The organism is Actinoplanes sp. NPDC004185 (genome assembly GCF_053603475.1).
This window is the reverse complement of the sequence record NZ_JBSGFR010000023.1, coordinates 77,937-99,270: the sequence shown is the minus strand read 5'-3', so window position 1 is coordinate 99,270 and position 21,334 is coordinate 77,937. Positions and strand designations below refer to the sequence as shown.

Annotated in this window: 1 protein-coding gene; it reads right to left on the bottom strand. The window is 74.1% G+C overall.

All coding sequences use genetic code 11. The features are described 5' to 3' along the window. Positions 1-169 precede the first annotated feature (169 nt). Positions 170-21,271 (bottom strand): amino acid adenylation domain-containing protein, encoded by a 21,102-nt coding sequence (locus tag ACWEOZ_RS23700; protein WP_451912861.1) that lies wholly within the window; start codon positions 21,269-21,271, stop codon positions 170-172. Between the last annotated feature and the right edge of the window lie 63 nt (positions 21,272-21,334).

Sequence of the window (21,334 nt, the reverse complement as noted above, 5' to 3'; positions counted from 1 at the left end):
ACCAGGCACCCAGCCGAGCCAACTCCAGGACCGGGGCAACCAGCCCGGGACCGGGGCAACCAGCCTAGGACCCGGCAGGCACCCCAGCCCGGAACCGCGCCGCGGCAGCCGCGGCAGCCGCGGCAGCGGCGGCAGCGGCGGCAGCGGAGGCAGCGGAGGCAGCGGTGACCTACCCCAGCCGCTCAGCCAGCAACGGCCCAAGGCGCTCCAGCGTCGCCGGATCGAGCAATTCCGAATGGGCCACCGGCAGCGAATGCACCTCCATGCCACCCACCAACGAACCCCAGGACGGCGCCGCCGGGCCGGTGAAGCCCTGCTCAGCCACAGTCGCCTCGACGAAGAACACCGACCCCCGATACGACGGATACTCCGCCGAAGCCATCAGCCGATCCGCAGCCAGATAGTTCTCCAGCACCAACGCGGTCTGCGAGTCCGTCAACGCAGCCACACTCCCCCCGGCCGCCCGCACAAAACCCACCGCCTCACCCAACGACAGCCCCGGATCGCTCACCGCGTACCCCATCTCGGTGAGCAGAGCCGCAACCGTCGACGGCGCCTCGACCGCCTCCCGGCGTGCGTCCAGCATGCCGACGAACTCCACCTCGCGGCCGCGCGCGCTCAGCGCGGCCGCCACGCACAGCGCCAGCGCCCCACCGAACGACCAGCCCAGCAGCCGAACCGGCCCGTCCGGCTGCCGAGCCGTGATCCGCGAAGCGTGCGCCGCCGCCAGCTCGGTCAGTGACGACGGCAGCTCCCCGCCGGACAGTAGCGGACTCTGCAACCCGATCAGCGGGATGTCCGCCGGCAGATACCTCTTCAACCCGGCGAACTGCCAGCTCAACCCACTCGCCGGAGCCAGGCAGAACAGCGGCGGCCGGTCACCGCCCGCGTGCAGCGTCAGCACCGGATCAAGAGCGTCCCCGGCGGGTGCGTCGTCGGCCAGCAGCCGGGCCACACCCGCGACGGTCGGCGCGGTGAAGAGCCGGGCCACCGGTACGTCCACAGCCACCTCCCGGCGCAACGCAGTGGCCAGCCGCACCAGCAGCAGAGAGTGTGCCCCGAGCGCGAAGAAGTCGTCGTGCACGCCGACCTCGGGCACGCCGAGCACCTCCGCCACGATCCGGGCGACGGTTGCCTCGACCCGCGACCGTGGCGACGTACCGGCCGCGGTGACGGCGATGTCCGGCAGAGCGGCCCGGTCCACCTTGCCGTTCGGCGTCAGCGGCAATGCGTCCAGCACATGACACACAGCCGGGATCATGTAGCCCGGCAGCGCGTCGTCCCACAGCCCCGACGGCACCGTGCCGCTGGTCGTCGTCAGGTATGCCACCAGCCGGTCTTCGCGGGCCACCACGACGGCCCGGGTCACGTCCGGGTGGGCCAGCGCGACCGCTTCGATCTCGCCCAGTTCGATCCGGAAGCCGCGCACCTTCACCTGGTGGTCGGTGCGGCCCAGGTAGACGAGCCGGCCACCGCGCAGCACGACCAGGTCGCCGGTGCGGTAGAGCCGCCCGCCGTCCGGTCCGGCGACGAACCGGGACGCGGTCAGCGCCGGCCGACCCAGATAGCCGCGGGTGACCTGGGCCCCGCCGAGATACAGCTCCCCCACCACGCCCGGGGGCACCGGCTGGAGCCGATCGTCGAGCACGTGCACCGACGTTCCCGGCAGCGGGCGCCCGATCGTGCCGTCCCAGCCCGCGTCGACGTCCTCGCGCGTGGCCCAGACGGTGACCTCGGTCGGGCCGTACAGGTTTATCACCGCCGCCGTCCGCGCGACCAGATCCGTCGCCAGCGAGGCCGGCAGGGCCTCGCCGCCGACCAGCGCCCGCACCCCGGACAGGTCCACATCGGACGACTCGAGCAGTGCCGCCCACAGCGACGGGGTCGCCTGCATCGTGGTGACGCGCTGCTCCCGCAGCAGCGCGGCCAGCAGCAGCGGGTCCCGGACCTGAGCCGGCGAGGCCAGCACGACGGTCCCGCCCGCGAGCAGCGGACCCATCAGCTCCAGCACCGAGATGTCGAAGGACAGCGTGGTGACCGCGAGCAGGCGGTCATCACCCCCCAGCGGTACGGCGGCCAGGAACGTCGCCAGGTCCCGATGGGTGACGACAACGCCCTTGGGCCGCCCGGTCGAGCCGGAGGTGTAGATGACGTACGCGGCGTGCTCCGGCCGGATCCGCACCGGCGGCGCCGCGGCGGGCACCGCCTCGGTCAGCTTGACGGTGGGCACCCCGTCGAATTCGGTGTCACCGATGACGGCGGCCGGTCGCGCGTCCTCGACCATGAAGGCGAGCCGGGCCGCTGGGAACGCCGGATCGAGCGGGAGATACGCGGCGCCGGCCTTGGCCACGCCGAGCACGGCGACGACCAGATCAGCCGAGCGGGGCAGATTGATCCCGACGATGCTCTCCGGACCGATCCCCCGCGCCCCCAGCAACGCGGCCACGGCGTCGGACGCCCGGTCCAGCTCCGCATAGCTCCAGCTCACCCCATCGGCCACGAGCGCTTCCCCCTCATGCCGGGAAAGCGCGGCGAACCACGGCCGGTCAGCCGCCGCCGCACCGACCAGACCCGCCGCACCCGGCGAGCGGCCCGCGGAGGCCGGCAACAGGCCGCCGCCCGGCGCCGCCGCGCCCGCGGAAGCCGACAGGAGGCCGCCATCCGGCGCGGCCTGACCTGCGGAAGCCGACAACAGGCCGCCATCCGACGCGGCCGGGCCCGCGAAGGCCGACAGGAGGCCGCCATCCGACGCGGCCGATGCCGCGTCGTCACCGGCTGAGGAATGCAGCGATCGCAGCTCCCGCCGGTCGTCGTCGGTCAGCAGGTCGGCCTCGGCGACCAGCTGCCCCGGATTCTCGGCGAAAACGGCCAGCAGCCGCACCAACCGGTCCAGCAACCGCCGAGCGGTCTCCGGCCGGAACCGCCCCGCGTCGTACTCGCAGGTGACCTCGACCCCGTCCGCCCCGCCGTCGATGAACGTGACGTCCAGGTCCACCTTGGGATCGGCCGTCACCTCCGGGGCCGGCAGCACCGCCAGGCCCAGCACCGGCCCGGCGTCCGCAGGCCGGTGGAAGTAGCCGATCATCGCCTGGAACAACGGATTGCGCCCCGCCGCCCGCGGCGGATTGACCAGCTCCACGACCTGCTGGAACGGCACCCCGGCATGGTCGAACGCGGCCAGGTCGGCCGCGCGTACGCGGCGCAGCAGGTCGGCGAAGGTCGGATCGCCGGTCAGGTCGGTGCGCAGCACGATCGTGTTGACGAAGAAGCCGACCAGGTCCTCCAGCACAGCGTCGCCCCGCCCGGACGTGGGACTGCCGATCGGCACGTCCGTGCCCGCGCCGTGCCGGGACAGCAGCACAGCCAGCGCGGCGTGCAGGGCCATGAACAGGCTGGCCGACTCGGCCCGGGCGATGTCCCGCAGCGGGTCGATCAGCGTGGCGGGCAGGGCGGCACTGACCAGCCCAGCCGTGGTGCGGGCCGGGCTGCGCGGGGCATCGGCGGGCAGGGTGATCTCGTCCGGCAGGCCGCTCAGGGCCGTACGCCAGAAGTCCAGCTCGGCCGGGTCCTCCTGCAGGGACAGTGCGTAGTCGGCGTACTGCACCGGCAGCGGGGTGAAAGCCGGCGCGTGGCCTTCGCGGCGGGCCAGGTACGCCGTGCTCAGGTCGCGCAGCAGCGGGCCGTCGGACCACTCGTCCATGGCGATGTGGTGCAGCACCAGCGCCAGCACCGAGCTGTCGCCCTCCTCGATGACCGCGGCCCGGATCGGCAGGTCGGTGGCCAGGTCGAAGGGCCGGGTGACCACCTCGTCCACCGGCACGCCGACCAGCACCGGAACGGCCGCGGGCGGGTCGGCGACGTGCTGGGCCGAGCCGGAGATCAGCGTGCGCAGCACCTCGTGCCGGGCCACCACGTCGGCCAGGGCCAGCGACAGTGCGGTTCCGTCGATCCGGCCGGCCAGGCGCAGCACCAGCGGATAGTTGTAGGCGCTGGAACCGGGGTCGATCTGGTCGAGCAGCCAGAGCCGCTGCTGCGCCGGCGACAGCGGCAGCACGTCCGGCCGGGTGCGGGCGGCGAGAGCGGCCCGCGCCGGGCCGGCGGTGGCCCGGGCCAGGCGTTCGGGGGTACGGGCATCGAACAGCACCCGCAGCGACAGGTCCCCGCCGAGCTCGGCGCGGACCCGGCCGAGCAGCCGCAGGGCGGTCAGCGAGTGCCCGCCCGCGTCGAAGAAGTCGTCCTCGACCCCGAACGACGGCAGGCCGAGCACCTCGGCGAAGAGTTCACACAGCCGGCGCTCCCGGTCGTCGGCGGGCGGCCGGGACTCGGTGGTGACCGGCGTGGGTGCGGGCAGCGCGGTGGTGTCGAGTTTGCCGTTGACGGTCAGCGGCAGCCCGTCCACGACGGCGTACAGCGACGGGACCATGTAGGACGGCAGGCGCTCGGCCAGGGCGGTCTTCACCTCGGCCGGGGTGGCCGTCCCGACCAGGTAGGCGTGCAGGGCCCCGTCACGGGCCAGCACCGCGGACTGCCGGACGCCGGGCACCGCCGAGACGGCCGTCTCCACCTCACCCAGTTCGATGCGGTAGCCGCGGATCTTCACCTGGTCGTCGGTGCGGCCGAGGAAGTCCAGGTTGCCGTCGGCGCGTTCGCGGACCAGGTCGCCGGTCCGGTAGAGGCGGGTGCCGTCCGGCCCGGCGACGAAGCGGGACGCGGTCAGGCCCGGCTGGTTCAGGTAGCCGCGGGCCAGGCCGGCACCGGCGATGTAGAGCTCGCCCGCGACGCCGGGCGGGACCGGGCGCAGCCAGGCGTCGAGGACGTGGGCGGTGGTGTTCCAGATCGGCTTCCCGACGGTGGCGGTGACGCTGTCGTCCGTACCCCCGCCCAGGGTGTTGATCGTGTATTCGGTCGGGCCGTAGAGGTTGTAGCCCGCCACGCCCCCGGTGTCGCGCAGCACCGTCCAGAGCTTCTCGGAGACGGCCTCGCCGCCGAGCAGCACCAGGCACGGCCGGTGGGCGCCGTCGAGCAGCCCCTCGTCCAGCAGCGCTTGCGCGTACGTCGGGGTCAGGTTGACCACGTCCACCCGGTGCTCGGCGCAGTAGGCGACCAGGGCCCGGCCGTCGCGGCGCAGTTCCTCGTCGGCGACGTGCACGTGATGACCCTCGACCAGCCAGAGCAGTTCCTCCCAGGACATGTCGAAGGAGAAGCTGACCGTGTGCGCGATGGTCAGCACCCGGTCGCCGGCCGCCGCCACGGTCGGCGCGAAGATCGCCTCGCGGTGGTTGAGCTGCATGTTCGTCAGCCCCCGGTACGGCGTCACGACCCCCTTGGGCCGCCCGGTGGACCCCGAGGTGTAGATGACGTACGCGGGCCGGTCCAGCCGTCCGGGCGTACCCGGGGCGAAGTCGGCCAGCCAGGGCTCGCCGACCTCCTCGTACAGTCCGGCCAGCGACTCCAGCACGACCAGCGGCCGGGCGTCGTCGATCATGTCCTGGCGCCGCTCGGCCGGCAGGTCCAGGTCCAGCGGCAGGTACGCCGCCCCGGCACGCAGCACCGCGAACAGCGCCACCACCATCTCGATGCCACGCGGCAGGGCGAGCCCGACGATCGTCTCCGGGCCGGCCCCCAGCGACCGCAGTCCCCGGGCCACGGCACTGACCCGCCCGTCCAGCTCGGCGTAGCTCAGCGTCTCGCCGTCATGGGTCAGCGCGGCCCGGGCCGGGGTGTTCGCGGCCTGCTCGGCGAGCATCTCCGCGATGGTCAGATCGGGTATCCCGGCGACCCGGCCGAGCTGCGGCGGCGGCACCGCCAGGGGCACCGAGGCGACCACGGCCGCGGGGTCCAGGGTGCGCAGCACCCGGCCGAGCCGCGCGAGCAGCGCCCGGGCTTCGACCTCGGGCACCACGTCGGACCGGTACTCCAACCGGATCCGTAGTTCCCGGCCCGGGGTGGCGACCCAGGTCAGCGGGTAGTGGGTGGCATCCACGGCTTCGACGCCGACGATGCCGTGCTCGGTCTCGAGGTCGGTGAAGGTGTCGTCGTCGAGGAAGTTCTGCAGCACGTACAGGCTGTCGAAGAGGTCGCCGCGACCGGCCGCGCGCTGGATCTCGCCCAGGCCGAGATACTCGTGGGCCATCAGCTCGATCCGCTCGGCCTGCACCCGCCGCAGCACGTCGCGCACCGCCTCGGTGGCCGACAGGGTCACCCGCTGCGGGACGGTGTTGAGGAAGACGCCGACCACCTCGTCGATGCCGTCCAGCTCGGTGGGCCGCCCGGCGACGGTGATGCCGAAGGTGGCCTCGGCGCGCCCGGACGCGTGGCTCAGCACCAGTCCCAGGGCGGTGCTCAGCACGGTGTTGAGGGTGACCCCGGCGGACCGGGCCTGCTCGGTGAGCCGGGCCGTCTGTCCCTCGGTGAGCTGCAGGGCCAGGCTGGTGGCCAGGACCGGGCGGGTGCCGGCGGCAGCCGGGTAGAGGACCGTCGGCTCGCCGAGCGTGTCCGTCCACGCGCGCGCCGACGCCTCGGTGTCCTGCCGGGTCAGCCAGTCGAGATAGTCGGTGAAGCTCGCCCGCTCCGGCGCGATCGGGCGGCCGGCATAGGCCCCGAAGAGGTCCCGCAGCACCAGCTCGCGCGACCAGCCGTCCCAGAGCAGCAGGTGGTAGGTGAACAGCAGCCGGTCACGACCGCCGGGCCGCCGCACCACGGTGAGCCGGGCCAGCGGTGGCTTCGCGAGGTCGAACGGGCGGGCCCGGTCGGCCGCCATGACCTCGTCGAGCCCGGCCTCGTCGGTCTCGACGACGGCGACGACGGCGGGCACCTCGGTGCCGAGGACCGCCACCGCGTGGTCGCGGCCCTCGTCGGTGAAGGCCAGCCGGGTCGCCGGGTGCGCCGCCAGGACCGCCGCGAAGGCCCGTTCGAGCGCGGGCACGTCGAGGCGGTAGCCGACGTCGAAGGCGTTCTGCGCGATGTAGACGTCCGCGTCGCCGGCCAGCTTGGCCTGGAAGAACAGCCCGTCCTGCAGCGGCGAGAGCGGCCACTGCTCGGCCGGGGCCAGGGCGGCCGCCCAGCCGTCCGCGATGGCCCGGGTGGCGTCCAGCCCCAGCCCCTCGTCGGCGTAGGTCAGCACCGCGTGCAGCTCCCGGCCGCGGATCCAGACGTTCACTTCCAACAGGTACGGCGTGCCGTCGTCGAGCCGTACCTTGATGTCCTCGTCCGCGGGCGACCAGTCCGTGGTGTCCTCGGTGAAGCGACCCAGGTAGTTGAAGAGCACCTGCGGGGGGCCGAGCCGGGCCAGCGCCGCCGCCGACCGCGGGTTGACGTAGCGCAGCAGGCCGAAGCCCAGCCCGTCGCCGGTCGGCAGCGCGGGCAGACGGACCGGGGAGACGGAGGTGAACCAGCCGACCGTGCGGGACAGGTCCGCGTCGCCGACCGGTTCCCGGCCGTGCCGTTCCAGATCGACCACCAGGTCGTCCTGGGTGCCCCGCCACCGGTTGACCGCGGTGTGCAGGGTGGTGAGCAGCGTCGCGGTGACGTCGCCGGTGAGGTGCTCCGCCGGGACGCGGAGCTCGTGGTCGCGGGTCGGCCCGCCGGCGAGCGCACCCGGCACGAGTTCCCCGCCCGGAGCCAGTGCCGCCTGCCAGGCCGGGAACTCGGCCAGCCGGGACGCGCTGCCGGCCTCCTCGGTGAGCAGCCGGGCGAAGGTCCGCAGCGAGGTACCGACCGGCTCGAGGGCGCGTCCCTCGTAGGCCTGGCGGAGGTCCTCGGTGAGGATGTGCCACGAGACGCCGTCCACGACCAGGTGGTGGGCGACGAGCAGCAGGCGGCCCTGCCGGTCCGGCCCGGCATCGAAGAAGACGGCTTCCAGCACGCGGCCGGCGTCCGGGTCGAGCCGGGCGACGGCGGCTTCGGTCTCCCGCTGGATGGTGTCGAGACCCTCCACGGTGGTCAGCACGACCCCGCTGGTGGCGGTGACCTCCTGGGACCAGAGCATCGGTGCCGGGCGGCTCAGCCGCAGGCGCAGTGCGTCGTGCCGGGCCACCACGGCATCCAGCGCCTGCTGCAGGCGGGCCGCGGTCGCGCCGGGCGGGGTGCGCAGCAGGTCGGACTGGTGCACGCGGCTGACGTCGCCACCCAGCTCGGCGAGCCGGTGGACGATCGGCAGCAACGCCACCTCACCGACGCCGTCGCTCGGCGCGGCCACCGGGGCCGGCGGCGCGGCGGTGGCGGCGAGCGCGGCGGGGGTGCGCTTGACGAAGACGTCGCGCGGGGAGATCCGTACGCCGCTGCGCTTGGCCCGGTTGACCAGCTGGATGGCCACGATGCTGTCGCCGCCCAGGGCGAAGAAGTCACCGTCGGCCGGCACCGGGACGCCGAGCACCTCCGCGAAGAGCTCGCGCAGCGTCGTGACCGCGGGCGGCTCGTCCCGCTTCTCCTCGACGGCGGTGACCACGGTGGGGGCCGGCAGCGCGTCCCGGTCGAGCTTGCCGTTGACGGTCAGCGGCAACGCGTCCAGCGTCACGAACGCTGCGGGGACCATGTAGTCGGGCAGGGTCGTGGCGAGGTGCGCGCGGATCGCATCGGCGTCGGGCCGGGTGCCGGCCCGGGCGACCAGGTAGGCGACCAGCCGGCCGTCCCGCACGATCACGGTCGCGTCGGAGACGCCGCCCAGCGCCAGCAGCGCCGAGATGATCTCGCCCAGCTCGATCCGGTAACCGCGGATCTTCACCTGGTGGTCGGAGCGGCCCAGGTAGACCAGCTCGCCGTCGTCCCACCGGGCCAGGTCACCGGAGCGGTAGAGCCGGCCCGGCCCGAACGGGTTGGCCACGAACCGGGACGCGGTCAGCGCCGGCCGGTCCAGGTAGCCGCGGGCGAGCTGGTCACCGGCCACGTACATCTCGCCGGTCACGCCCTCGGGCACCGGCTGCAGGTAGGCGTCCAGGACGTGCACGGTCAGGCCGGGCAGGGCGGTGCCGATGACGCTGGGCCGGCTCACGTCGTCCGGGTGCAGGGCGCGGAACGAGACGTGCACGGTGGTCTCGGTGATGCCGTACATGTTGATCAGCCTGGGGGTGGTGTTGCGGGCGTACCAGGCGGTGAGCCGGGACAGGTCCAGCGCCTCGCCGCCGAAGACGACGTAGCGCAGCGGCAGCCGGTCCGGTTCGGCCGCGTCTGCCTCGATCAGCGGGTAGAACGCGGACGGTGTCTGGTTGAGGACGGTGACACCCTCGGCGCGCAGCAGGGCCCGGAAGCGCTGCGGATCGCGGGCCACGTCGTGCGGGACGACGACCAGCCGGCCGCCGTACAGCAGCGGGCCCCACAGCTCCCAGACCGAGAAGTCGAAGGCGTACGAGTGGAACATCGTCCACACGTCGTCCGGGCCGAAGCTGAAGTGCCGTTCGGCGGCGGCGAACAATGCCAGCACGTCGCGGTGGGTCACCACGACACCCTTCGGCCTGCCGGTCGAGCCGGAGGTGTAGATGACGTACGCCGCGTTCGCGCCGCTCACAGCCACCGGCGGGCGGGTGTCCGGGCGGCCCGGCGCGTCGACCGGCACACCGCCGTCGCCGATCAGGCAGACCGGTGCGGCGTCGCCGAGGATGTACTCCTGCCGGGCGGCCGGGGCGCCCAGGTCCACCGGCACATAGCAGCCGCCGGCCTTGATCACGGCGAGCAGCGCCACGATCAGGTCGGCGCCGCGGGGCAGGGCGACGGCGACCCGGGACTCCGGGCCCACGCCGCGGGCGATCAGCTCGTGGGCCAGCCGGTTCGAGCGGGCCTCCAGGCCGGCGTAGGTCAGGGTGCTGTCGCCGGCGGTCACCGCGACGGCGTCCGGGCGGTCGAGCCACAGGTCGAGCGTGGTGTCGCGGACCTCGAGGGTCTCGCCACCGGTCGCCGTCGCTCCCAGGTCCAGGGTGGACACCGGGCGGTCGAGCCCGTCGGCGAACTGGTCCAGGACGCGGTGCACCAGACCGGCGAGCCGCTCGGCCGCCGCCGCCCCGATCGCGGCGTCGTACTTGATCTCCAGCGTCAGGTCGTCGCCGGGGAAGGCGACCAGCGACACCGGGTAGTGCGGTGAGTCCGTACCCGTGAAGCCCCGCACGCCGAGGCCCTCGGCGTCACCACCCTCGACGGCCGGGAAGTTCTCCACCACCACCATCGAGTCGAACAGCTCCCGCACCCCGGCCAGCCGGTTCAGCTCGGCCAGCCCGACCTGCTGCACGTCCAGCACGTCGGTCTGCTGCTCCTGGAGCCGGCGCAGCACGTCACCGAGCGGCTCGTCCGGACGCCAGGCCATCGGCACCGGCACGGTGTTGATGAGCAGCCCGACGATGGTCTCCACGCCGCTGAGGTCGCCGCCGCGGCCGGAGACCGTGGAGCCGAACACCACGCGGTCGCGGCCGAGCAGCCGGCCGAGCAGCAGGCCCCACGCGCCGTGCACGAGCGTGCTGACGGTGACGCCGTCGGCCCGGGCGACCTCGGCCAGCTCGTTGCTGCGGGCGAAGACGGCAAAGGCGCTGTCGTGGTGCGACACCGTGGTGATGTCCGGGTACAGGGCGGTCGGTTCCACGCCGGCCAGCGCGGTGGCCCAGGCGGCACGGGCGGCCTCACGGTCGCGGGTGACGACGGACTCCACGTGGTCGCGGAAGGTCGCGGCCGGGGCCGGCAGCTCCCGCCCGTGGTACGCCGCCACCACGTCCGAGAACACCAGCGGGTACGACCAGCCGTCGGCCAGGATGTGGTGCATCGTCTCGATCAGCCGGTGCTCGGTGGCGCTGAGTGAGACCAGCGCGTACCGCAGCACCGGGGGCTGGGCCAGGTCGAACGGCTGGGCCAGCTCGGCCGCCGCGATCTCGGACAGGCGCTCGGGGCTGTCGGCCGCGTACTCACGCCACGGCACCTGCACGTCGGCGGCGATCACCTGCACGATGCGCCCGTCGCGCAGCTCACGGAACGCGGCCCGCAGCGCGTCGTGGCGACGCACGGCAGCTTCGACCGCGCGGCGCAGGCGGGCCGGGTCGACCTCCCCGGTCAGCTCGGCGATCTGCTGCACCGCGTACGTGTCGACCTCGGAAGTCACCGAATGGAAGTACATGCCCTCCTGCAACGGCAGCAGCGGCAGCACGTCGGTGGCGCCGGCGAACGCGTCCACGTCGTCCTGGGTCAGCGTGACCAGCGGGAAGTCCGACGGCGTGTGCCCGGCGACGTCGGCGGCGGCCAGCTCGCGCAGAGCGGCCATCCACTGTTCGCCCAGGGCGATGACCCGGTCCGCACCGAGGATGCCGGCCGGCCAGGACAGCGTCGCGGTGAACACGTCGCCGGTGGCGTGCGCGTTGATCTCCAGCGGCATCGCCGGGTTGGCCGGGTCGACGCCCTCGCGCAGCGGCCCGGCGGGACTCCAGTCGCCACTGCCCTCGGCGCCGAAGCGGCCCAGGTAGTTGAAGAGGATCTGCGGCGCCGGGCCGAGGTTCTCGTCGTGCAGCCAGCGCAGGTGGCCGTACCCGATGCCGTCGGCCGGCACCGCCCGCAGCTGCTCCTTGATCGCGCGGGCCGCGGCGGCGATGTCGCCGTCCGGGCCGGGGTCGAGCCGCACCGGGTGGATGGCGGTGAACCAGCCGACCGTGCGGGACAGGTCGAGGTCGCCGGTCCGGCCGTGGCCCTCCAGGCTGACCAGCACCGGCGCGTTGCGGCCCCGCCAGCGGTTGACCGCGACGGCCAGGCCGGTGAGCAGCACGTCGTTGACGCCGCCGGACATGGCGGCCGGGACGGTCGACAACAGCGGGACGGTCACGTCGGCGGGCAGGCTCACGGTGATCGAGCGGACCGTGGCGGCGGTGTCGACGGCCGGATCCACGGGCCGGTCACCCAGGTCGGGGCCCGGGTCGGCCAGGGTCGCCCGCCAGAAGCCGGCCTGACCGGAGCAGTCCGCCCCGGTGGCCGCGAAGGTGCGGAACGACGCGCCGACCTCGTCCAGCGCGACCGGGCGGCCGGCGCGGACATCGGCCCAGGCACGGGCCAGGTCGCCGGCGATGATCCGCCAGGAGACGCCGTCGATCACCAGGTGGTGGATCACCAGGGTCAGCTTGCGGCCGGTCCAGACCGCTTGCAGCATGATCCCGCGGGCGGGGTCCAGCCGGCGGATCGCCTCGTCCTCGTCGAGGGCGAAGAGGTCGCCGGCCCGCAGGCCGGGCGGCGGCACGTGCAGGGTGCCGTCGAAAGTGGCCCGGAGCAGGTCGTGCCGGTCCAGCAGCGCCTGCAGAATGGTCTCCAGCTGCGCGCGGGTCAGCGCGGCGGGCGTGTGCCAGGCCATCGACTGGTAGAAGTGGCCCAGCGGCGTCGCCGACTTCACCGTCTCGGCCAGCATCGGGGTCAGCGCGATGTCGCCCAGACCACTGTCGGTGCCGACCTGGACGGTCGCTGCGGGCAGTGCGGCGGCGAGCGCCTGCACGGTACGGCGGCGGAACACGTCCCGCGGCGTGACGTGCAGCCCGGCCTTACGGGCCCGGCCGGCCACCGCGATCGAGGAGATGCTGTCCCCGCCGACGGCGAAGAAGTCGTCGTCGATGCCGACCTGCGGCAGGCCGAGCACGTCCGCGTAGATGCCGCAGAGCAGGCTCTCCCGCTCGTCACGCGGGCCCCGGGCGGCCGACATGACCGGGGCGCCCGGGGGCAGCGCGGCCGTGTCGAGCTTGCCGTTGACGGTCAGCGGCAGGGCGGCCACGACGGCGTACAGCGACGGGACCATGTAGGACGGCAGGCGTTCGGTGAGCGCCGCCCGGACCTCGGCCGGTTCGACCGGGCCGACCAGGTAGGCGACCAGCTTGCCGTCACGGGCCAGCACGGCGGCCTGACGGACGCCCGGCACGGCGGCGACCGCGCTCTCCACGTCACCCAGCTCGATCCGGTAGCCGCGGATCTTCACCTGGTCGTCGCTGCGGCCGAGGAAGTCCAGGTTGCCGTCCGGGCGTTCGCGGACCAGGTCACCGGTGCGGTAGAGGCGGGTGCCGTCCGGCCCGGCGACGAAGCGGGACGCGGTCAGGCCGGGCGCGTGCAGGTAGCCTCGGGCCAGGCCGGCCCCGGCGATGTACAGCTCGCCGACCACGCCGGGCGGGACGGGACGGAGCCAGTTGTCCAGCACGTGGCCGCGGGTGTTGAAGATGGGCTTGCCGACTGTGGGGGTGGCGCTGTCGGCCGTACCCGCGCCCAGGGTGTTGATCGTGTACTCGGTGGGGCCGTACAGGTTGTAGCCGGTCGGGCCGTCCGGGTCGCTGAGCCGGGACCAGACCGCCTCGGTGACGGCCTCGCCGCCCAGCAGCACCAGCCACATCCGGTGCCCGTCGAGCAGGCCCTCGGCGAACAGGTGGTGCGCGTACGTCGGGGTCACGTTGATGACGTCGATCCCGCGCGAGTGGCAGTACGCGACCAGCGCCGTCGCGTCCCGCCGCAGCTCCTCGTCGCAGACGTGCACCTCGTGTCCCTCGACCAGCCAGAGCAGCTCCTCCCAGGACATGTCGAAGGAGAAGCTGACCGTGTGCGCGATCCGCAGCCGCTCGACGCCGGCCGCCCGGGCCCGCGCCACGGTCGGGTCGAAGATCTCGGCCCGGTGGTTGAGCTGCATGTTCGTCAGCCCCCGGTACGGCGTGACGACTCCCTTGGGCCTGCCGGTGGAACCGGAGGTGTAGATGACGTACGCCGGCCGGTCGAGCCGGTCCCCGGTGAAGCCGGGGTGGGTCACCGGTCCCTCGTCGCGGGCCAGGCCGTCCAGCGAGGTCAGCACCAGCAGCGGCCGGGCGTCGTCGATCATCTGCTGCCGCCGTTCGGCCGGCAGGTCCAGGTCCAGCGGCAGGTACGCCGCCCCGGCCCGGAGCACGGCGAACAGCGCGACGACCATGTCCACGCCGCGCGGCAGGGCCAGCGCGATGATCTGCTCCGGACCGGCACCCCGGGCGACCAGCCCGCGGGCGACGGCGTCGATCCGGGCGTCCAGCTCGGCGTAGGTGAGCTGCTGCTCGCCCGCGACCAGGGCGACCGCCTCGGGGGTCCGCCGGGCTTGCGCCGCCAGCATCTCCGCAATGGTGATGTCCGGGATGTCGGCGTCTCTCCCCCGCGACGGAGAGGCCGTCAACGGGATCGCGCCGGCCGCCACGTCGAGGCCGTCGGCCAGGGTCCGCAGCACGGTGACCAGGTCGTCCACCATGGACCGGGCGGTGGCTTCGGTGACGACGCCGGGGCGGTACTCGAGCTTGATCCGCAGGTTCGCGCCCGGGGTGAGCACCCAGGTCAGCGGATAGTGGGTGGTGTCGGTGTACTCGACGTCGACGATGCCCTGGGCGGCCTCCAGGTCGGCGAAGGTGTCGTCGGCCAGGAAGTTCTGCAGCACGTACAGGGTGTCGAAGAGCTGGTCGTGGCCGGCCGCGCGCTGGATGTCGCCGAGGCCGAGGTACTCGTGCGGGGCCAGGTCGAGCCGGTCCTGCTGGGCTCGGCGGGCCAGCTCGACCACCGGCGTGCCACCGGTGGCGGTGACCCGGGCGGGCACGGTGTTGAGGAACAGCCCGATGACGTTCTCGATGCCGGGCAGGTCGGTCGGGCGTCCGGCGACGGTGGTGCCGAAGGTGACGTCGCCGCGGCCGGTGCGGTGGCCCAGCACCAGGCCCAGGGCGGCGGTGAGCACCGAGTTCAGGGTGACGCCGGCCCGGCGGGCCTGCTCGTTGAGCCGGGTGGTGACCCCGGTGGGCAGCGCGGCGAGAACGCGGTCGGACAGCACCGGTTCCCGGCCGACGGCCTCCGGCACGACGATCGTGGGCTCCCCCAGCGCCGACTTCCAGGCGGCGGCCGAGGCGGTGGTGTCCTGGGCGGCGATCCAGGCCAGGTAGTCGGTGAAACCGGGGCCGTCGAGCGGCAGGGCCCCGCGGGCGCCGCGCGAGTCGTACAGGGCGAACAGCTCGCGCAGCACCAGCTCGCGCGACCAGCCGTCCCAGAGCAGGAAGTGGCAGGTCAGCAGCAGCCGGTCGGTGCCGTCGGGCTTGCGGACGACGGTGAGGCGGACCAGCGGGGGCGCGGTCAGGTCGAACGGGCGTTCACGGTCCTCGGCGGCGATCAGCTCAGGGTCACCGTCGAGCACCGTGACGACCGCGGGCACGCTCGGGCTGACGGTCTGCAGTGGACGCGGGTCACCGGTGAAGGCGACCCGCAGCGTCGGGTGCCGGTCGAGCAGCGCGGCGAAGGCCAGCTGCAGGGCCGGCACGTCGATGCGCCGGTCCAGGTCGAACACGTTCTGCGCGATGTAGGTGCTGGCGCCGTCGGAGAAGGTGGCCTGGTAGTAGACGCCCTGCTGCAGTGGCGAGAGCTCCCAGACCTCGGCAGCCGGCGCGCTGTCCGGCTCGGCGGCCGGTTCCGCGCCGGTGGCGGCGATCGCGGCGGCGGTCCGGGTGCGGAAGACGTCCTGGGTGGTGAGCACGATCCCGTCCCGGGCGAGCAGGTTGACCAGGCGGATGGCCGAGATGCTGTCCCCGCCGGCGGCGAAGAAGTCGTCGTGCACGCCGACGGAGTCGACGCCGAGCACGCCGGCCAAGCGCTCGCACACCAGGGCCTCGCGCGGCGTGCGCGGTGGGGCGGCCACGGCGGCGGCCGGGTCGGGCAGCGCGCGCCTGTCCCGCTTGCCGTTGGGCAGCAGCGGTACGGCGTCCAGCACGGTCACCGTCGCCGGCACGAGATACGCCGGCAGCTCCTCCCGCAGAGTCGCGAGCAGGCCCTGCGGGTCGAGGTCCTCGCCGGCCACATACGCGTGCAGGCTCTGGCGACGCGCGACCGCTACCGCCTCGCGAACCCCGAGACGCCGCAGCAGGGCCGCCTCCACCTCGGCCAGCTCCACCCGGTGCCCGTTGACCTTGACCTGGTCGTCGTTGCGGCCCAGGAACTCCACCGTGTCGCCGAGCCAGCGGCCCAGGTCGCCGGTGCGATAGAGCCGCTCGCCCGGGGTGAACGGGTCGGCCACGAACCGGGCCGCCGTCGCACCGCCCTGGCCACGGTAGCCACGGGCGAGCTGGACACCACCGACGTACAGCTCGCCGACGGCACCCGGGGCGACCGGTTCGAGGGCGGCGTCGAGCAGGTGGATCCGTACCCCGGGCACGGGCCGGCCCAGGGTGACCGGCTCCCCCGGGGTGACCACCCCGGCCAGCACGTCGCCGGTGTTCTCCGAGGCGCCGTAGGAGTTGACGACGGTGGCGGCCGGCGAGGCCGCCACCAGCGCGGCGACGGTGTCCGCGTCCAGGGCCTCACCGCTGGTGATCCACCGGCGCAGGCCGCGGACCTGGTCCGGGGCGGTCTCGGCCAGCGCGGCGGCCAGGCTCGGCACGGCGAGCAGCTGGGTCGCGCCGGACTCGGCGACGAGCCGGGCCAGGGTCGCGCCGTCGGCCGCCGCGGTCTCGTCCGCGACGACGACAGTGGCCCCGGCGACCAGCCCGCCGAGCAGTTCGGTGGTGCCGTCGATGAAGCTCATCGAGCTCTTGGCCACCCGCACCTCGCCGTCCCAGGCGTCGCGGGCCCAGGCCAGCCGGTTGGCCAGGGCGGCGTGGGTGCCGACGACGGCCTTGGGCCGCCCGGTCGAGCCCGAGGTGTAGACCACGGAAGCGGCGTCGAGTCCGTGCAGCGCCACCGCGGGCGCGGCGCCACGAGCGGTCCGGACCCGGACGGTCGGCCGCTCGTGCGGGGGCAGCGTTCGCGCGCTCGGGTCGTCGGCGAGCACGCAGACGGGTGCCGCGTCCTCGAGCATGAACTCGATGCGGGCGGCCGGATAGCCGGGGTCCACCGGCAGGTACGCGGCTCCGGCGCGCAGCACGCCGAGCAGCGCGACCGGCAACTCGACCGTACGCCGGGTGGCGACCGCAACGACGTCGCCGCGGCGCACTCCGGCCGCGTGCAGTGCACCCGCCACCTCGCCCGCGCGGGACCACAGCTCGGCGTAGGTGTGCTCCACCGCGCCGGCCCGTACGGCGGTCCGGGTGGGCTCGACGGCCGCGATCAGGTCCGGCACGGTTGCCGTGGCCGGCGCGGAAGCGCCCGTCCCGAGAGCCAGCGCGGCAGCCCGCTGCTCGGCCGACAGCAGATCGAGGGTGGCGACCGGGCGGGAGGCGTCGGCGGCGATCGCGGCCAGCACGCGGACGTACTGCTCCAGCAGCAGCTCGGCGGTCTCCGGGGCGAGCCGGTGGGTCAGGTCGACGGCGATGGTGTCGCCCGGCTTGACCATCAGCGTCACCGGGTAGTGCGGCGCCTCGATCACCCGCATACCGGCGATCCGCAGGTCACCGCCGGCGGGCGCGGCGGCGGCCGGGTAGTTCTCGACCACGACCAGGGTGTCGAACAACTCGGACAGGCCCAGACGGCGCTGGATCTCGGCCAGCGCGGTCTGCTCGTGCTCGACCACCTCACGCTGGCTCGCCGCGAAGCCGCGCAGCACGTCGGCCAGGCTGTCGGCGCCGGTCCAGCGGACCCGGGCGGGCACGGTGTTGATGAGCAGGCCGGCGATCCCGTCGATGCCGGGCAGCTCGACGCCGCGACCGGACACCGTCGAGCCGAACACCACATCGTCGCGGCCGGTCACCCGGCCGACGAGCACACCCCAGGCGGCGGCGAGCACGTTGCTGACGGTGATCCCGTACGCGCGGGCGACCGCCTGCACACCGGCACCGTCGACGGTCGCGGAGAGGCGGGCGGCGGGGGCGTCGGCGCCGGGGGCCAGCAGGGTCGGCTCGTCCACGCCGTCGAGCAGGCGAGCGAAAGCGTCGGGGTCGCCGGTGCCGCGGTGGGCCAGGAAGTCGCGGTAGGCCGGAGCGGGCGGCAGGGGCTGGCCGGCGTAGAGAGCGAGCAGGTCGTTGAGGATCAGCGGGACGGACCAGCCGTCGGCGACGATGTGATGCACGGTCTGCACCAGCACGTGCCGGTCGGCGGCCAGCCGGACCAGGGCGTAGCGCATGCCGGGCGGGCGGGCCAGGTCGAAGGGCTGCGCGCGCTCGGCGGCGGCCACGGCGTCGAGGTCATCGGTGACGACCAGCCGCCAGGGCAGCTCGGGGCGGGGTCCGACGACCGCCACCACGTCGCCGTCGCCGACCGGGCGGAACGCGGCGCCCAGGTTCGGGTACCGGTCGAAGAGCTCCCCGGCGGCGCGGCGCAACCGTTCCCCGTCCAGCGGCCCGTCCAGCTCGATGAGCTGCTGCACCACGTACGGGTCGGCGCCCGGCGAGTAGGTGGCGTGGAAGTACAGGCCGGCCTGCAGAGGGGTCAGCGGCAGCACGTCGGTGACCTCGGCGCCCAGCGCGTCCACATCGGCCTGCGTCAAGCTCACCAGTGGGAAGTCCGACGGCGTGTGCCCGCTGATGCCGGGGTCAGCGGCGATCGCGGTGAGCAGCTCGACCCAGCGGGCGGCGAGCTCCTCGGCCCGCGCCCGGGAGAGCACGCCGCCGGCCCAGCTGAAGGTGGCCGACAGTCCGCCCTCGACGGCCACGGCGTTGATTTCCAGCGCCCGGGGCAGGGGCATGCGTGGATCGCGGCGTTCGATGACGTCGTGGTCGAACCGGCCCAGGTAGTTGAAGAGCACCTGCGGCTGCACGGCGAGCTCCGGCCGGGGCGCCAGATACCGCAGAGCGCCGTAGGACAGGCCGTTCGCCGGCACCGCACGCAGCTGCTCCTTGACCGCCTTCACCGCGGCCGCGAGGGAGAGCCCGGTGACGTCCAGCCGGACCGGGAAGAGCGTGGTGAACCAGCCGACGGTGCGGGACAGGTCGAGGTCGACCACGTCCTCCTCGCGGCCGTGCCCCTCCAGCTCCAGCAGCAGCGGCGCGTCCGGGGAGAGCGCCAGCGCCAGGGCGGCCACGAGCGCGTCGTTGACGCCGCCGTGGATGGCCGCGGGCACGGTGCTGAGCAGCCGCTCGGTGACGCCGGGCGGCAGCGTGACGGTCAGCGTCTCCTCGGTGGCCACGGTGTCCCGGGCCGGGTCCAGCGCCCGGCTGCCGAGCAGCGGCACCGGCTCGGCCGCGACCGCCGCCCAGTGCGCCTCGTCGGCACTGAAGTCCACTGCGGACAGAGCCGTGGCCCACTGCCGGTACGAGGTCGGCGCGGGCGCGATCGGCAGCCCGGTGCGCAGATCCTCGGCCAGCACGCGCAGCGAGACCCCGTCCACGACGACGTGATGCACAGCCACGATCAGCTGCCGGTCCTGCTCGTGGAAGGAGAAGGCCACCATCCGGTCGGTGCTCAGGCGCGCGGCGGTCGCGTCCAGGTCCTCGCCGACCCGGACGACGTCACGGGCGGTGACCGACCCGATCGGGGCCACGGTCAGCACCGCGCCGTCGAGCGAGGCGCGCAGCACGTCGTGCGCGGCGAGCAGCCCGTCCACCAGCTCGTGCAGCTCCGGCAGGGTCAGGCCCTCCGGGGTGCGCAGGGTGACGGCCTGGAGGAAGCCGTCGGTCGCCGACCCCACCTCGTCCAGCCAGGCGACGATCGGGGTCGGCGGGACCGGCCCGGCCGGGTCGACCGCGGTGGTCCCGGGCTCGGCGGCCGGGGCGACGACCAGGGCGAGCGCGGCGGGCGTGGGGCTGGCGAACAGGTCCCGGGCGCGCAGCGTCAAGCCGGCCCGGCGGGCCGCGCGGACAGCCCCGATGGCGACGATGCTGTCCCCGCCGAGCGCGAAGAAGTCGTCCTCGGCGCCGACGGTGTCCACGCCCAGCACGGTGGCGAAGACCTCACAGAGAGCGGCCTCGGTGGGCGTGCGCGGTGCCCGGGAGGCCGGTCCGGCCAGGACGGGTGCCGGCAGTGCGCGGCGGTCGACCTTGCCGTTGGGCGTCAACGGGAACGCGTCCAGCAGCACGAACGCGGACGGGACCATGTACTCCGGGAGCCGGTCCGCGCACCAGCCGCGCAGCTCGTCCGGGCTGACGGCGGTGGTCGTGACGGCGTACCCGATCAGGTGCCGGTCGGGCACGACCACGACGGCCTGGCGCACCGCCGGGTGGGTCGCGACGACCGCCTCGACCTCCTCCAGCTCGAGCCGCATGCCGCGGATCTTGACCTGGTTGTCGGCCCGGCCGACGAACTCCAGGGTGCCGTCGGCGTGCCAGCGGGCCAGGTCGCCGGTGCGGTACATCCGCTCGCCGGCCGCGCCGAAGGGGTTGGCGACGAACCGGGCGCCGGTCAGCGCGGGCGCGTTGACATAGCCGCGGCCCAGCAGGAAGCCGGCCGCGTAGAGCTCGCCGGTGACGCCGACGCCGACCGGATCGAGCTCGTCGTCGAGGACGTAGAGCTGGGTGTGCGGGTTGGGCCGGCCGATCGAGGTGGCGATCCGCTCGGCCGAGTCGCGGTAGATGACGTGCGAGACGCCGATGGTCGCCTCGGCGGGCCCGTAACCGTGGTAGAGCGTGGTGCTGAGCTGGGCGCGGAACCGGTCGAACAGCTCCGGGGTGAGCACCTCGCCGCCGCACCAGACGTGCTTGAGGCCGTCCAGCAGGTGCGTGCCGCGGGCCAGCTGCAACAGCACGTCCAGCATGGACGAGACCAGATAGACGAAGGTGACACCCTCGGTGGCGATCAGGTCGAGCAGGTACTGCGGGTCCCGTTCGCCGCCGGGCTCGGCCACCACCACGTAACCGCCGGAGACCAGCGGCAGCAGGATCTCGTTGACGCTGATGTCGAAGGACAGCGGCGCCTTGAACAGCGAGGCGTCGCCCGGGCCGAAGTGCAGCACGTGCTCGACCTGCCAGCGCAGCCGCTCGGCGATGGCCTCGTGCCGGATCATCGCGCCCTTCGGCGTGCCGGTCGAGCCGGAGGTGAAGATGACGTAGGCGAGCTGTCCCGGCGACACCGGGATCTCCGGGTCCTCGGCCAGGCCCGGGGGCAGCTCGGTCAGCACGAGCCCGGCCCGGGCCTCGGCCAGCACCTGCTCGCGGCGCTGGGCGGGCCAGGCCGGATCGACGGGGACGAACGCGCCGCCGGCCACCATGACACCGAGGACGGCGACGACCATGTCGGCCGAACGCGGCATCCCGATGCCGACCACGTCCTCGGCCTGGATGCCCTGCTCGCGCAGGTGCCGGGCCACCGCATGGACCCGGCCGCTCAGCTCCCGGTAGGTGAGCCGGGTCTCCCCGGCCACCAGGGCCAGGGCATCGGGGGTACGCCGGGCCTGCGCGGCGAAGTCGGCGACCGCGGTCGAAGTCGTCTCCGGCCGGGTGTGGTTGTTCCACCGCGCGAGAAGCTCCTCGACACTCTGCAGCCCTGCCGTCATCTGATCTCGCCCTCCGATGTGGACGCCCTGCCGGACGCGCGTCACCGACGCGAGCTTAGGTTA